The sequence below is a fragment of the Lentihominibacter faecis genome (assembly GCF_014306095.1).
In the GTDB taxonomy this organism is placed as follows: domain Bacteria; phylum Bacillota; class Clostridia; order Peptostreptococcales; family Anaerovoracaceae; genus Lentihominibacter; species Lentihominibacter faecis.
On the sequence record NZ_JACRWC010000098.1, the window covers coordinates 12,326 to 26,197 of the forward strand.

The 13,872-nt window shown below is 46.7% G+C and carries 13 protein-coding genes; all 13 read right to left on the bottom strand.

The genetic code is table 11. The features are described from left to right. Window positions 1–229 precede the first annotated feature (229 nt). A complete protein-coding gene (locus H8876_RS07515; protein ID WP_249287223.1) occupies window positions 230–1,255 on the bottom strand; it encodes a zinc-dependent alcohol dehydrogenase in 1,026 nt (341 codons plus the stop codon). A gap of 93 nt (window positions 1,256–1,348) precedes the next feature. Beyond that, complete coding sequence (locus tag H8876_RS07520) at window positions 1,349–2,752, bottom strand: Nramp family divalent metal transporter (RefSeq protein WP_249287224.1); 1,404 nt, start codon at window positions 2,750–2,752, stop codon at window positions 1,349–1,351. 133 nt (window positions 2,753–2,885) lie between these two features. Then, a complete protein-coding gene (locus H8876_RS07525; RefSeq protein ID WP_177265275.1) occupies window positions 2,886–3,254 on the bottom strand; it encodes a DUF805 domain-containing protein in 369 nt (122 codons plus the stop codon). A gap of 353 nt (window positions 3,255–3,607) precedes the next feature. After that, window positions 3,608–4,126, bottom strand: coding sequence for a nitroreductase family protein (locus H8876_RS07530; protein ID WP_249287225.1), 519 nt, complete (start codon window positions 4,124–4,126; stop codon window positions 3,608–3,610). Between the two features lie 7 nt (window positions 4,127–4,133). Then, entirely contained in the window at window positions 4,134–4,415 is a 282-nt protein-coding gene (locus tag H8876_RS07535; RefSeq protein WP_177265273.1) for a NifU family protein, read from the bottom strand. A 76-nt stretch (window positions 4,416–4,491) separates the two neighbouring features. Beyond that, complete coding sequence (locus H8876_RS07540; RefSeq protein ID WP_249287226.1) at window positions 4,492–5,529, bottom strand: AIR synthase family protein; 1,038 nt, start codon at window positions 5,527–5,529, stop codon at window positions 4,492–4,494. Between the two features lie 2 nt (window positions 5,530–5,531). Further along, the gene (ligA, locus tag H8876_RS07545) at window positions 5,532–7,487 is read right to left on the bottom strand and encodes an NAD-dependent DNA ligase LigA (protein ID WP_249287227.1); all 1,956 of its coding nucleotides are present in this window, start codon (window positions 7,485–7,487) and stop codon (window positions 5,532–5,534) included. 25 nt (window positions 7,488–7,512) lie between these two features. Next, entirely contained in the window at window positions 7,513–9,735 is a 2,223-nt protein-coding gene (locus H8876_RS07550; RefSeq protein ID WP_249287228.1) for an ATP-dependent helicase, read from the bottom strand. 29 nt (window positions 9,736–9,764) lie between these two features. Beyond that, on the bottom strand, window positions 9,765–10,484 hold the full coding sequence (locus tag H8876_RS07555) for a site-2 protease family protein (protein WP_249287229.1): 720 nt from the start codon (window positions 10,482–10,484) through the stop codon (window positions 9,765–9,767). 175 nt (window positions 10,485–10,659) lie between these two features. Continuing rightward, window positions 10,660–11,433 carry an ABC transporter ATP-binding protein gene (locus H8876_RS07560; protein WP_249287230.1) on the bottom strand — a complete coding sequence of 258 codons (774 nt, stop codon included), beginning with the start codon at window positions 11,431–11,433 and terminating at the stop codon, window positions 10,660–10,662. Continuing rightward, window positions 11,426–12,358, bottom strand: a complete 933-nt coding sequence (locus tag H8876_RS07565; RefSeq protein ID WP_249287231.1) for an ABC transporter permease — start codon at window positions 12,356–12,358, stop codon at window positions 11,426–11,428. Before H8876_RS07565 ends, H8876_RS07560 begins: the two co-directional genes overlap by 8 nt. Window position 12,359: 1 nt before the next feature. After that, window positions 12,360–13,364, bottom strand: a complete 1,005-nt coding sequence (locus H8876_RS07570; RefSeq protein WP_249287232.1) for an ABC transporter substrate-binding protein — start codon at window positions 13,362–13,364, stop codon at window positions 12,360–12,362. Between the two features lie 24 nt (window positions 13,365–13,388). Continuing rightward, window positions 13,389–13,871: a peptidylprolyl isomerase gene (locus H8876_RS07575; protein WP_249287233.1), complete on the bottom strand. Its 483-nt coding sequence runs from the start codon at window positions 13,869–13,871 to the stop codon at window positions 13,389–13,391. Between the last annotated feature and the right edge of the window lies 1 nt (window position 13,872).

Below are 13,872 nucleotides of genomic sequence, written 5' to 3' on the forward strand. Positions count from 1 at the left end.
ACTCTTATAAGTAGCAACACGCGTGCCAACATCCACTATTTTTTCTTCTTTTTCAGCTTTTTCTTTAAAGTGTTGAAATTCCAACGTTTTATCTTCACTATTTTTTTATTTGAGAAACATTTCTAAAATAAAATCTTCTTTTTAAGGTATTCATCCTTGAATATTCCCGGCTATCAATTCATTTTTAAATCGCCATTTTTTCGCTTGCTATTCATTTTCGAATCACTTCTTATTCCTTACTGTACGCTACGATTTTAATAGACTCTTTGGACATGGTTTTTTCAAACCCTTCATCTAAATGATCCAGATCCACCGTGTCAACAATGCCATCAAAGTTTATTTTACCGGCTTCCACGAGCCTGATAGCATATTCGAACTCACTCAAAGTGTAGCAAAAAGTACCACGGATCGATAGTTCTCCTCTTCCTGCCGGAAGCAGATTCATTTCTGAATTGTCATGATACACACCTACTAAAATCAGCTCTCCATGAGGTCTCAGCTGTGGCAGCATCTTGCCTATGATAGCAGCAACACCAGTCGCTTCAAATATGATGTCTGCCTTCCCATACTTGAAACACCCCTTCATCCTTTCATCCACGTCTTCTTCATCCACATTGACGATCTCAACATTGTAATTTTTTCTAGCCAGCTCCAGACGATCCTGGTCTGCCACCGTACCCGCCATAAGAATTTTTCCCGCTCCTGCAATTCTGGCGATCTGCGCCGTATATAACCCGATAGCTCCCGGACCATATATCAGAACATCTTTGCCCGGTATGAACTGCAATACTTTTTTCACAGCACTGTAGGCCACTGCAACCGGCTCAATGGAGGCACCTGTCTTAAGATCCATATCTTTGCCGACTTTATGAAGTGTAACCTCCGGGACTGCTACATATTCTGCGAAACTCCCGTTGATGTGGATCCCTATCTCCAGCAGATTTTCACACTGTGCTTCAAAGCCCTGAATGCAGGCGGGGCACTTGCCACATTTTTTTACAATGCTTGGTACTACACGATCTCCCACTTCATACCCAGTCACCGAGGATCCTAGCTTCACGATCTCCCCGATAAATTCATGTCCCGGGATCAGACCTTCTTCAACCTCCCTGTATCCTTTATAAATTCCGAAATCCGTTCCACAGATCCCTGTTGCCAGGACTTTCACCAGAACCTCATCATCCTTGATCGTCGGGATCTCACAGTCAGACTTTACCAGGCCGTATTTGCCTAAACTCTTTCTCCATGCCAGCATTGAACTGTACCTGCCTTTCTTTTTACCTTACCTATATATCAGGAAAAGCGGTCTGCATTGTTACAGACCGCTTTTCTTAAATTATGCCTGCATCTAAATCTTAACCATCTCAGTCAAGGAGTGATCATTTGTAATATCGATAACTCCCCATGTTCCCAGCAGATAACTTACCGATACATACAGGAAGAATGCTGCTGCTAAAATTCCCAGAACAGTCAAGATATTGGATCCTCTTCTTTCCTTCGGAATCAACTTCAGGCAAACGAAGATTGCCAGTCCACCGAAGATCGGGTAGAAGATAATACCTTCCAGAACAGAACCCCAGCTTACGAAGGTTCCCGGTGTGGACACACCGAATACACCGAAGATGATGCCGCCAACACCCATGAAGATGATAACGGCTTTTCTGATAGCCATTTCGGATACCTTGGCCAGCTTCTTGCAGAATAATGTCTTTAACGCATCTGCCAGCGCTCTGGACCATCCATCGAATACTGCTACAGAAGTACTAAACAGGATCGCTGCTGCACCAAGGAGCCAGATCCATCTTGCCCATGGGCCTAAAGGTCCACCCAACATATCTGCTGCGATCAGGATAACGTCTCTTCCATTCGGAACATTTCCAACCTGCGGCAGGATCTGTCCTGCACAGATGATGATAAAGATCGCACAGATCGGCTGAATGATATACGCCAGTGCTAAGTCCATGCCATATAGTTTGCTGGTAGACTTGTAGTCTAATTTTGCAAACTGTGCATATCCTTTTTCCTTTACCCAGTAAGAGTAGGAGGAGATCGCCATAACGCCACCGCCGGAATATCCGATTGCAGTTGTAATATTAGCAATTTCAGACGGCTTATAATCAACAACGTTCCACGGAACGATGTTGGACACAAATTCTCCGATCGGTGGGAACATCATGATACCGCAGATGAATACGGAGATAACTACGATTGCGATCATAATTTTACAAACCAGTTCTACTGCCGAGTACCCTTTCTTACTGATAGGCAGATACATTGAAATCAAGATAACGATCAATGCTACGATCTTGACCATCAAATGCCCACCATCGTCAAACGTAACTCCTGCGTAGTTCAGTGCACCATACGCTGCAGCACCTACTCCAAGCGGCCAGCCTACAGCCAGGAAGAATGCAATGAAGATCCACGGAATAAAAGTGATAACGATAGCCCACCCCTTAGGGCCTGGAAGATTGTACAAACCATGCACAAACGTTTCTCCGGTTGCCAGTGTGTATCTGGCTAAACGCTCTGTAACAAATACTTTACATAAAGCGGACATTACTGGAACCCATAATAATCCCAGTCCATACATCGCTGCGAAGTAAGGGGTGATAATTGCTTCTCCGGATCCGATAGCGATCGAGCAAAGAACCAAACTTGGCCCGAGCCACAGAATCTTTTCTTTAAATGTTTTCGGAAGCTTTACTTCCTTATCATTTAAAGTGATGAATACATCCTTTTGTTTTTCCATCTCTTTACCTCTCCGATTTAAAACGTACTAATAATAACAACAACTTCTGTTACATGTAACTATATTTCATCAGACCTTTATTACAATGAGATCATGATAAAACCAAAACCTTTTCCTACCACCACCAAAGTACTTATAAATGATAGTACCCTTCTTCATAAGGATTTTCGCCAAAGCGATTTGCTTCTGGATTGCTGGCGGTACACAGCATCATTGCCAATGCCACCCAGCCGATAAATGGAATGAAAGCCAGAAGCATAAACCATCCCGTTTTCCCCATGTCATGCAGCCTGCGAATAGCTCCTGTTACAAACGGAACTGTCGTCACGATTTGATAAATCATTTGAATATATTCAAATACTCCACCGATCCGCATCGTAAACATCACCAGCAATACTACAATAAACACATTACATGTGAATGCCTCCCAGAATTTATCTCTCCGCATTCGTCCTCTCACATCTTTCCAGCTTTTTAATAACTCTAAATAAGCTTGTACCATAACCTTTCCTCCTTAGTAAAGACGACCGCCAGGTGGTCTTGCTATTCATATTTAAATAGTGCGATTCACATATGAATATCGAGTTATTTTTTCCGAATTCTCATTCTTTTCTTACTACGGTCATATTATATTGCAATGCACATGCCAAAGTTCAACAATATTCTACAAATTTCTTATCAATTCCGAAGTCCTTTGAAAACAGTGGATTCATCAATGCTATTTCTTTTCTAAAAAAGTAAAACAGCAACAAAAGCAATAAAAAACGATCCGCCTTTTTAATTCATATGCGAATCGTTCTTCTCTCTATAATTTGTTTCTAATTCGTTTTAGGGACGCGTCAATTCATATTCGAATCACTCTTCCCCTTGATATGTTTCATAAAACACCTGATCCTCTAAATACCGATCAATAGGAGATTTTTCTTTCGCAGCTGTTCCCAACACCACCATGCCCAGCGGTTCCACATGATCCGGCAGGCAGCACAGCTCCTTGATAAAATCAATACGCTCCTGCTTCGGATGAACACCCAGCCAAAGGCTTCCAATACTGAGATCTGTCGCCTCCAGCAGCATATTCTGCATTGCCGCCGAGCAATCCTGGATCCACCAGCCCTCTCCGGGCTCCTTTTCCAAATTCAGGTCAGCACATACAAGAATCACGGTATCTGCTGTCTTTAAAGCCGTAGCATAAGGATGGACTTCCAGAAACTTCTGAAACCGCTCTCTGTCCCGCATCACGACGAACACCCACTCACAGCTGGCCTTGCAGCTGGGCGCCGCCATACCAGCCTTTAAGATCCTTTTGATATCTTCTTCGCTTATTTTATTCTCTAAAAACTTGCGAACACTTCTTCTCTGAAAAATAGTATCCATAGACGCCCTACCGCTTCTCCTGCAGGATCTTTCTGGCGAAATCCAGCAGTTCATCACTTACAGAATCATCCAGTATCACATCCCTGATACCTTCCACATTTCCCAAAATCGCAGTCCTTACCACATCTTTGATGGTATCCTGTGCCGCAGGACATGTCGCGCAAGAGCCAGTCAAGCGAACATATGCCACATCATCTTCGATCTTAGTCAGTACAGAACCTCCATAATGCTCTGAGAGAATAGGATCTACGTTCTCCTGCAATACCTTTTTTACCTTTTCTTCTATCATAACTGTATCCTCCTGGTAAAACTATTTTCTCACAGTAATAAAAAGCAAGTTTTATGCCAGAAAAAGATCCTGCAGACTACTCTTTCCCAACCACCTTATACAATTCATCCATGTACGGAGGATCGATTTCTACCAGTTCTTCCGACGAATCAGGTGCTCCCGCCTCTGGTGCTCCATTTTTCAAGAGGCGAATGCCGAAGTCCGCTTCTTCGATCCTGCCGATGACACTGCAGGCAACGCCTGCTTCTGCCATGGCTTTCTCCATCTGTTCTTTCTTTTCCTTCGGAACGATGATCACCATGGATCCACTGGAGATCAGACGCAGCGGATCTATCTCATAATGATCACAGATCTTCACCGTTTCCGGTTCTATCGGGATCTCGTGCTCCCAAACCTGTGCTCCCCGGCCGGAGATCTGGCACATTTCCCAAACAGCCCCCAGGATCCCGCCTTCCGTGATATCGTGCATACCATGAGTTCCTATCGAGCCTGCCGTAATACCCTCCGGCACGACGCTTACCAGTTCTAAAAAGGATTTGGCCCGCGCCAGTTCCTTTGCAGAAAGAACAGAAGAAAGCTGCTCTTCGTAATCACTGGCAATGATCCCGGAACCTTCCAGACCGACCGCCTTAGTCATCATGATAAAATCTCCCGGCACCATGTCATTACCGCTCTGAGAAACACCCTTTAACGCCTTGCCGATGGCCGTTGAAACTATGACTGGCTGCTTTACAGCCGGAGTGATCTCCGTATGACCGCCGATGATCTCCACCTTGACCTCTGCAGCCGTCTGCGCAGCCTGTCCCATGATATGATCCACATCTTCTTCCGTCGTGCCCTCCGGAAGCATGACAGCCAGCATGATCCCCAGCGGCTGAACACCGTTGGAAGCAATATCATTGCACGTGATATGGATCGCCAAACGGCCTATATCGCTTACTGCCGATGAAATAGGGTCCGTCGACATGATACAGTCGTGATCCCCAAAATCCATGACCGCACAATCTTCCCCGATCCCCGGCCGCACGCTTACATCCTCGCTGCGGTACGTGATCTTCCCAAATACGATTTTCTTTAACAGTTCACTGTCCAGCTTTCCCGTTTCCAGTTTCATTGCTACACCTCTTCCAGCATTTTCATAAAGTCTTCTTCTGTGATAATTGACACGCCCAGTTCTTTGGCTTTTTTATTCTTTGACGAAGCCGATGTGCTGTCGTTGTTGATGAGGTAATCAGTCTTACTGCTGACTGAGCCTGCCGCCTTGCCTCCCGCTGCCACAATCGCTTCCTTTACTTTATCTCTGTTTTCAAAATGATGCACCTTACCGGTGATGACGAAAGTCAGTCCCGCCAGCGCTCCGCCGCTCTTGGCTGCAAAGCTTTCATCCAGGGTCAGCACCTGCAGCAAGTCTTCGATGATCCGTGCGTTTTCTTCTTCTGCAAAAAAAGCAGTATAGGCCTTCGCCATCACGTCTCCGATTCCGTCTATAGCCACTAGATCCTCTTCATTCAGGTTTTGGATGACCGCCCACTTATTTTCACAGGCTTCTGCGATCATACGGGCGTTGGCAGCCCCGATGTTAGGGATACCCAGCCCATACAGAAGCCTTGACGGTGTCGTATGGCTCGCCGCTTTTGCCGCCGCGATGAGATTCTCGAAGGATTTTTCTCCGAATCCTTCCATTTCAACGATCTGTTTCTGAAACCGTTCCAGCTTAAAAATGTCTGCAAATTCACGGATCATCGCTTCGTCGATAAACTTCTCAAGAGTTGCTTCTGATAAGCCCTCGATGTTCAAGGCATTACGGCTTACAAAATGGGTGAACGACTTGATTCGTTTCGCCGGGCAATCCGGATCAGGGCAATGGAGCGTTTCCACACCATTATCATCCTTGATCTCTGTCGTGCTCCCGCATACCGGACAGTGCTCCGGCGGCTGGATGCTCCCGCTTCTGGTCAAGTTTTCCGCGATTTGCGGGATGATCATATTGGCTTTGTAGACCTTTATTGTGTCGCCGGTTCCCAGTGCCAGCTCCCTCACGATGCTCAAGTTGTGCACGGAAGCACGGCTAACCGTCGTTCCCTCCAGCTCCACCGGATCGAACACAGCGATAGGATTGATCAGTCCTGTTCGCGAAACATTCCATAAAACATCTTTCAACGTCGTTTCACGCTGTTCATCCATCCATTTGAAAGCGATAGAATCTCGCGGAAATTTAGACGTACTCCCAAGGGATCGTCCATATGCGATATCATCGTATATCAGTACCAGTCCATCAGACGGCACAGGAAAATCTGCGATCTTTTTTTCAAAATCCGCTACAGCATCTGCGATGTTCTCCCGCGTCACCTTCACATATTCTACCGTTTCAAACCCCTGCTGATGCAAAAGTTCCAGCTGCTCATGACGTTTCTGACATTCTTCCCCGCCAGCTGCCAGCGAAAAAGCGTAGAACTTCACGTGGCGCTGAGCCGTGATCTCATTGTTGAGCTGCCGCACCGTTCCACTGCAAAGGTTTCTCGGGTTTTTGTATTTCGCATCGGCATCTCCGATAGTCTTGTTGATTTCTTCAAAGTCCGCATACGTGATGACCGCTTCACCGCGAACTACCAGCTCATCCTTCTGCGGGATCTGCAGAGGGATATTATCGAACACCCGCGCATTGCTGGTAATGACCTCGCCTGTGATGCCGTCACCCCGGGTGACCGCTTTAGAAAGTTTACCGTCCTGATACGTCAGCACGATCGTCAGACCGTCCAGCTTCCAGGACAGCAGTCCTTCCTTATCGCCCAGCCAACTTTCCAATGCTCCTACTTCTTTCGTTTTGTCCAGAGAAAGCATAGGCGACGGATGCTGCTCCTTAGGCAGACTGCTTATGACTTCATACCCCACATGAACCGTCGGACTATTGGCCAGTACAATGCCGGTTTCAGTTTCCAACCTCTGCAGTTCATCGTATAATTTATCGTATTCCTGGTTTGAAATCAGCTCACGGCTCTCCTGATAGTAAGCTCTGCCCGCCCGATTTAAACGCGCCACCAGTTCTTCCATGCGCTTTCGCTTATCCTCCATGATTTTACTCCTTGATCAAGTTTCATTATATTTTTTTGATCGGTGCAAAGCCGATGGCCAGCTTTTTCGTACCATCTGCAAAGGCAACCGTGACTGTGCGTGCATCTGCCGCCTGTACAGTACCTTCCCCAAATTTCGGATGGCTGACCCGATCTCCCGGCAGGAAACTTCCAGAAAGCGCTTCCACCTTCTGCTTCGTCTGCTGCCGTGCATATTTCAGCTGATCAAACGGCTGAAACGGCTTTTCTCTGCTAATGCCATCTGAAAACGCACCTTCTGCCGGATCCTTGCGTTTCTTTTCAAATACGGCATCGCCTTCCAGCAGTTTTTTATCCATTTCACGCAGGAATTGAGATTCCCTCGTATAATCGGTTTTACCATACATGGTTCGCATTTCGGCACTGGTCAGCCACAGTCGCTCCTTGGCACGCGTGATCCCCACATAGCACAATCTGCGTTCTTCTTCCAGACCGTCTTCTCTGTCGAAGGCGCGCCATCCCGGAAAGAGTCCATCCTCCAGACCCGGCAGGAATACAAATGGGAATTCCAGACCCTTGGCACTGTGCATAGTCATAAGCACTACAGCGTTTTCATCGGCGTCGTGATTGTCTACCTCCGCCAGCAGTGCGATCCGCTCCATGAACTCAGGAAGCGTGATGTTCGGATCGTTTTTCTCATAATCGTAAATTACCGATTTAAATTCCATCAGGTTTTCGATCCGGCTTTCCGCCTCTAAAGTGTTTTGTTCCTCCAGATCTTTTAGATAACCTGTCTTGACCAGCAGCTCATCGTATAAATCGGAGATCCGCATATTGCTTTGCTCGATGCTGAGCATTGCGATCAGCTCTGCCAGCTTCTCAATGTTGGCCGAAGCCTTTGCAGAAAAAGAGGATACTACTTCTTCATCTAAAAGGGTTTCAAAGAGACTCTCCTGACGCACCGAAGCCAGTGCTGTCAGCTTTTCCAGGGTCTTGCCTCCGATCCCCCGTTTCGGCTCGTTGATAATCCGAGTCAACGCCAGATCGTCTGCATGGTTCTGTACCAGTCTCATGTAGCACAGCATGTCCTTGATTTCCTTGCGATCGTAGTATCTCAAGCCGCCCAGCACCCGGTACGGGATGCCCCTGTTGGACAAAGCTTCCTCGAAGGTCCGCGACTGAGCATTCGTACGGTACAGAATGGCAAAATCACTGTATTTGCGGTCTATCGTTTTGATACGATTTATTTCTGCGGCCACGAAATATGCTTCGTCCCGTTCATTTTCTGCCCTAAAATAGGTGATTTTATTCCCTGCTTCATGCTCCGTCCACAGTTTTTTCGGTTTCCGCCCCCTGTTGTGGGCGATGACAGAATGAGCAGCATCCAGAATGTTTGAAGTGGAACGATAATTTTGTTCCAGCTTGATCACCTTAGTGTTCTTAAAATCTTTTTCAAATTCTAAAATATTGCGAATATCGGCACCCCGCCACTGATAAATGCACTGGTCGTCATCTCCGACTACGCAGATATTATCGTGAGTTTCCGCCAGCATTTTTACAAACTGGTACTGCAGCATATTGGTGTCCTGATACTCGTCCACCATGATATAGCGAAAACGATTCTGATATTCCAACAGCACAGCTTCATCTTTTTCAAAAATCCGTACTGCGTTGAGGAGCAGATCATCGAAGTCCATGGCGTTGTTTTTTTTCAACGTTTTTTCATAGCGAAAATACACTTCGTAGATGCACTTTTCCTTATAGTCATCCCCGTTTTCCATCTGGTATTCTGCCGGCGAGATTTTCTGTTCCTTACACTTGCTTATTGCCCCCAGGAAGTATGCCGGTTTGAATTTCTTAGGATCCAGCCCCAGTTCCTTGATTATGTTTTTTACTACCGTTTTCTGATCTGTCGGGTCGTACACTGCAAAGTCGGTGCCGTAGCCCAGGACTTCCGCATGCTTGCGCAGGATCCGAAGGCACGCCGAGTGAAATGTGAGGATCCACATGTTGAGGCCTTCTCCCACCAGTGCTTCAACACGGTCCCGCATCTCGCCGGCCGCCTTGTTGGTAAAGGTCACAGCCAGGATCTGATACGGATTTATATGTAACTCTTCGATCATGTAAGCGATGCGGTGTGTCATGGTGCTGGTCTTGCCGCTTCCTGCTCCTGCCAGGATCAGAAGCGGCCCTTCCGTGTACATGGCAGCTTCCCGCTGCTGTTTATTTAATTTGCTTAATAATGGATTTGCTGTCGTCATTTCAGTCATTTATTTTATCCTTTCCACAGTCCGCGGCTTTAATAAATAATGTAGCTGGCCAGAAGACTGTACAGGAAATTCAAACATGGGGACAGGATCTTGCTGGTAACACCAAAAATGATCAACGCAATGAGGATCCAGTTACCGTACTGATACAGTCTCCAGTAGAGTTCCGTCGTTTTCAGATTGAAGATCTCTGTGATCACAGAGAATCCATCTAATGGCGGACACGGTATCAGGTTGAAGATCATCAATGCCAGATTGATGATGACGATATCGATCACCATGGTCCACAGGATATTGCCAAAAGTGCCGGAAAGGAAACTGTAGCCCAGCACTGCCAGCAGGATCTTGGCAACCAATGCGAAGATCACAGCAATGATCAGATTCATTACAACTCCTGCCAGGGATACCAGCAGTTCATCTCTTCTCCTGTTTTTAAAGTTGGCAGGGTTGATCTCCACCGGTCTTCCCCATCCAAATCCTACAAAAATAAGGGATGCGAATCCCACCCAGTCGATATGTGCCAATGGATTGATGGAAACACGTCCCTGCATCTTCGGCGTCGGATCTCCCAGCTTGTATGCCACTTTCGCGTGAGCGTATTCATGTAAAGACAGTCCTATAATGATCGCCGGCAAAAACATCAATTTGTTCATAAGCCATTCCATCGGGCTGCTGAATGCTCCGCTTCGAAATGAAGAAAACGCCAATATAATAATCAATACCATCATGGAAAGATCCCAGTTTCGTCTCATGAATCAATTCCTCCTTCAGTTTATTTCAGTATTCTCGTATCTATACGCACATCATCATATGAGTATACCATATTTCTGTGTTTCCCGGATATGAATTGTTATGAAAAAGCAAAAGAAAAGCGGACCGAGCAGGAAGTCATGTCTTCCCCTCTGTCCGCTTGCTCCGTATCCGTGATTACAACAGCATCCTGTCATTGTCGATCTCGAATTTTTCAATAAGCTTTTCAACGGTCATTTCTTCCCGCTCTCTGCCTCTTATATCCATCTTGATCTGTCCTCCCTGCATGAGGATCGTCCGATTTCCGTGTTCCAGAGCCGCTTTCATGTTGTGGGTGATCATCATTGTGCACAGTTTCTCATCCTTTGCAAAATAATCGGTCTGCTCCAGGACCTTTCTGGCCGCCGAAGGATCCAGTGCCGCCGTATGCTCATCCAGAAGCAAAAGCTTAGGCTTTGCAATAACCGCCATAAAGAGAGTCAGCGCCTGACGCTGTCCTCCGGACAGGAGACGAACTTTTTCTTTCATGCGATCTTCCAGTCCCATGCCCAGCAGGCTCAGTTTTTCCTGAAACAGTTCTCTGTCTGCTTTACTGATACCTGCCTGCAGGCCGCGTTTGCGGATCTTGTTATAAGCGATGGAAAGATTCTCTTCGATAGTCATATCAAAGGCAGTCCCTTTCATCGGATCCTGAAACACTCTTCCAATATATTTCGCGCGTTTATGCTCCGGCATCTTCGTGATATCGATGCCGTCCAGCGTGATCGTTCCGCTTTCAGCCGGGAATACGCCGGCGATGCAGTTCATCAGCGTGGATTTACCGGCGCCGTTACTGCCAATAATGGTAATGAAATCACCGGCACTGCCATGAAAATTGACATCGTTGAGTGCGGTCATCTCATTGATGGTACCCTTTCCGAAAATCTTGGTGAGATGTTCGATCTTAAGCATTCTTATCACCTCCCCGGGATTTCTTTTTCCATAAGGAGAAATTCTCTCCCAGCATTCCCATTGCCAGTGCGATCGTTACGATCACAGCGGATACCAGTTTGAGATCTGTCGGCGGCATGCCCAGATAGAGAGCCACACCAATGACCATACGGTATACGACTGCACCCAGTGCAACAGCAATAAGACGCTGCATCAGACTGCGGGTGCCGAACAGGACTTCGCCGATAATGACCGACGCCAGACCGATAACGACCATACCGGTACCCATACCTACATCGGAATATCCCTGATACTGCGCCAGCATGCCGCCAGCCAGCCCTACCAGTCCGTTTGAAACAGAAAGTCCAAGCAGTTTCATCCGGTCACTGCTGATCCCTGCTGCCCGCACCATATCTTCATTATCTCCGGTCGCTCTCAGTGCAAAGCCAAGACGCGTCTTTAAAAATCCATACATCAGGATGATCACAACGGCTGCGATCAAAACGCCCAGCACGATAGCGCTCCACCGGAATCCGCCCATAGCATCATCCATCATGGAATAGATGGTCTTGCGGGAAGACAGATTGATATTGGCTTTGCCCTGGATCCGCAGGTTGATGGAGTATATCCCCAGCATCACAAGGATCCCGGCCAGAAGCGGCTGGATCTTCAGTTTCGTATTCAGCAGTGCGGTGATCGCACCGGCTCCCATTCCGAACAGAAACGAAAGCACCAGTCCTAAAATACAGACCACTCCCTGTACAGCTGGATCAAGATCTGCTGCCGCAGTACATACAACAGCAGAAATAGCAGCACCAGTTACAATGCTGCCATCTACAGTCAGATCCGGCGTGTTCAACGTCCGAAATGATAAAAACACCCCCAGAGCCAGTATGGAATAGATCAATCCCAGTTCCAGGGCCTCTAATAACGTTACAATTAACATTCTATAAATCTTCCTTTGCTAAATCTACAGCCTTCTTCAGCACATCATCTGGAATAGTGATCCCCAGGCTCTTTGCCGTATCGCTGTTGATGTACACATCGCAGTCCTTCATGGTCTTGACCGGCATCTTTCCAGAATCTTCTCCATTGATGATCTCTACTGCCATCTTAGCCGTTTCTTTCCCCAGATCTTCGTAATTGATGCCACAGGTTGCCAGCGCACCATCCTTGACCATGGAGTCTGCTGCTACATAGAACGGGATCTTGTTTTTGATGAATACATCGTTTGCCGTTGCGATAGAGGATGCTACTGTATTATCGATCGGCGAGAATACGATATCACATTTCTTCGCCAGACTCTGTGCTGCCGGCTGGATCTCATTGGCACTTGTGATAGCTGCGTCTTCAACCTTGTATCCCTTTTCCTTCGCATAGGCTTTCAGTTCGTCTACTACCGATACGGAATTGGTTTCACTGGAATTGTACAGTGCACCGATCGTCTTATATCCCGGCGTTACTTCTTCTGCCAGTTCCATGATCTGATCGACTGAAATAGCATCAGATGTTCCTGTTACGTTTCCGCCCGGGTTGTCCAGATCTTTTACGACTTCCGAAGCTACCGGATCAGTTACTGCAGAAAATACGATAGGAATGTCACTCGTTTCGCTCATTGCCACCTGTGTTGCCGGAGTCGTGATCGCGATGATCAGATCCACATCATCTGCTACGAATCCCTGGCAGATGGTCTTCAGATTGGACTGCTCATTCTGTGCATTCTGATAGTCGATTTCAATATTTTCACCATCAACATACCCTTCTTCTTCCAGCTCATCAATGATAGATTCTCTGATCTGATCCAGGGAAGTATGTTCTACCAGCTGCACCAGACCTATTTTGATCACCTTATCGCTCTTAGCGGATTTATCACCGCATCCGGTAAAGCCTGCCATAACGGCTACCATTACCATCAGTGCTGCAGCGATCACCGCAATACTCTTTCTTCTCATGTTCTTCTCCTTCTCTTCTATGGGCTATTCTTCCACGATAGTAACCTTTTTCATTACCTGCGGCTCATCCGGCTTATCCATTGCATTTCTCGGCTGAGCCACGATTTTATCTGCTGCATCCATTCCTTCGATGATTTTACCAAAAGCAGCGTACTGTCCGTCTAAATGCGGAGCAGCATCGACCATGATAAAGAACTGGGATCCTGCAGAATTTGGATTCATGGATCTTGCCATAGAAAGCACTCCCCTTTCATGTTTCAGATCGTTATTGAATCCGTTCATAGCGAATTCTCCTTCGATGCTGTATCCAGGGCCTCCCATTCCGTTTCCATCCGGACAACCGCCCTGTATCATGAATCCCGGAATCACTCTGTGGAAGATCAATCCATCGTAAAACCCTTCATTTACCAGCTTTACAAAATTTTCTACTGTTTTCGGAGCCTTTTCAGGATACAGTTCACCCTTCATGATATCTCCGTTTTCCATTTCGATTATTACATACTGCATT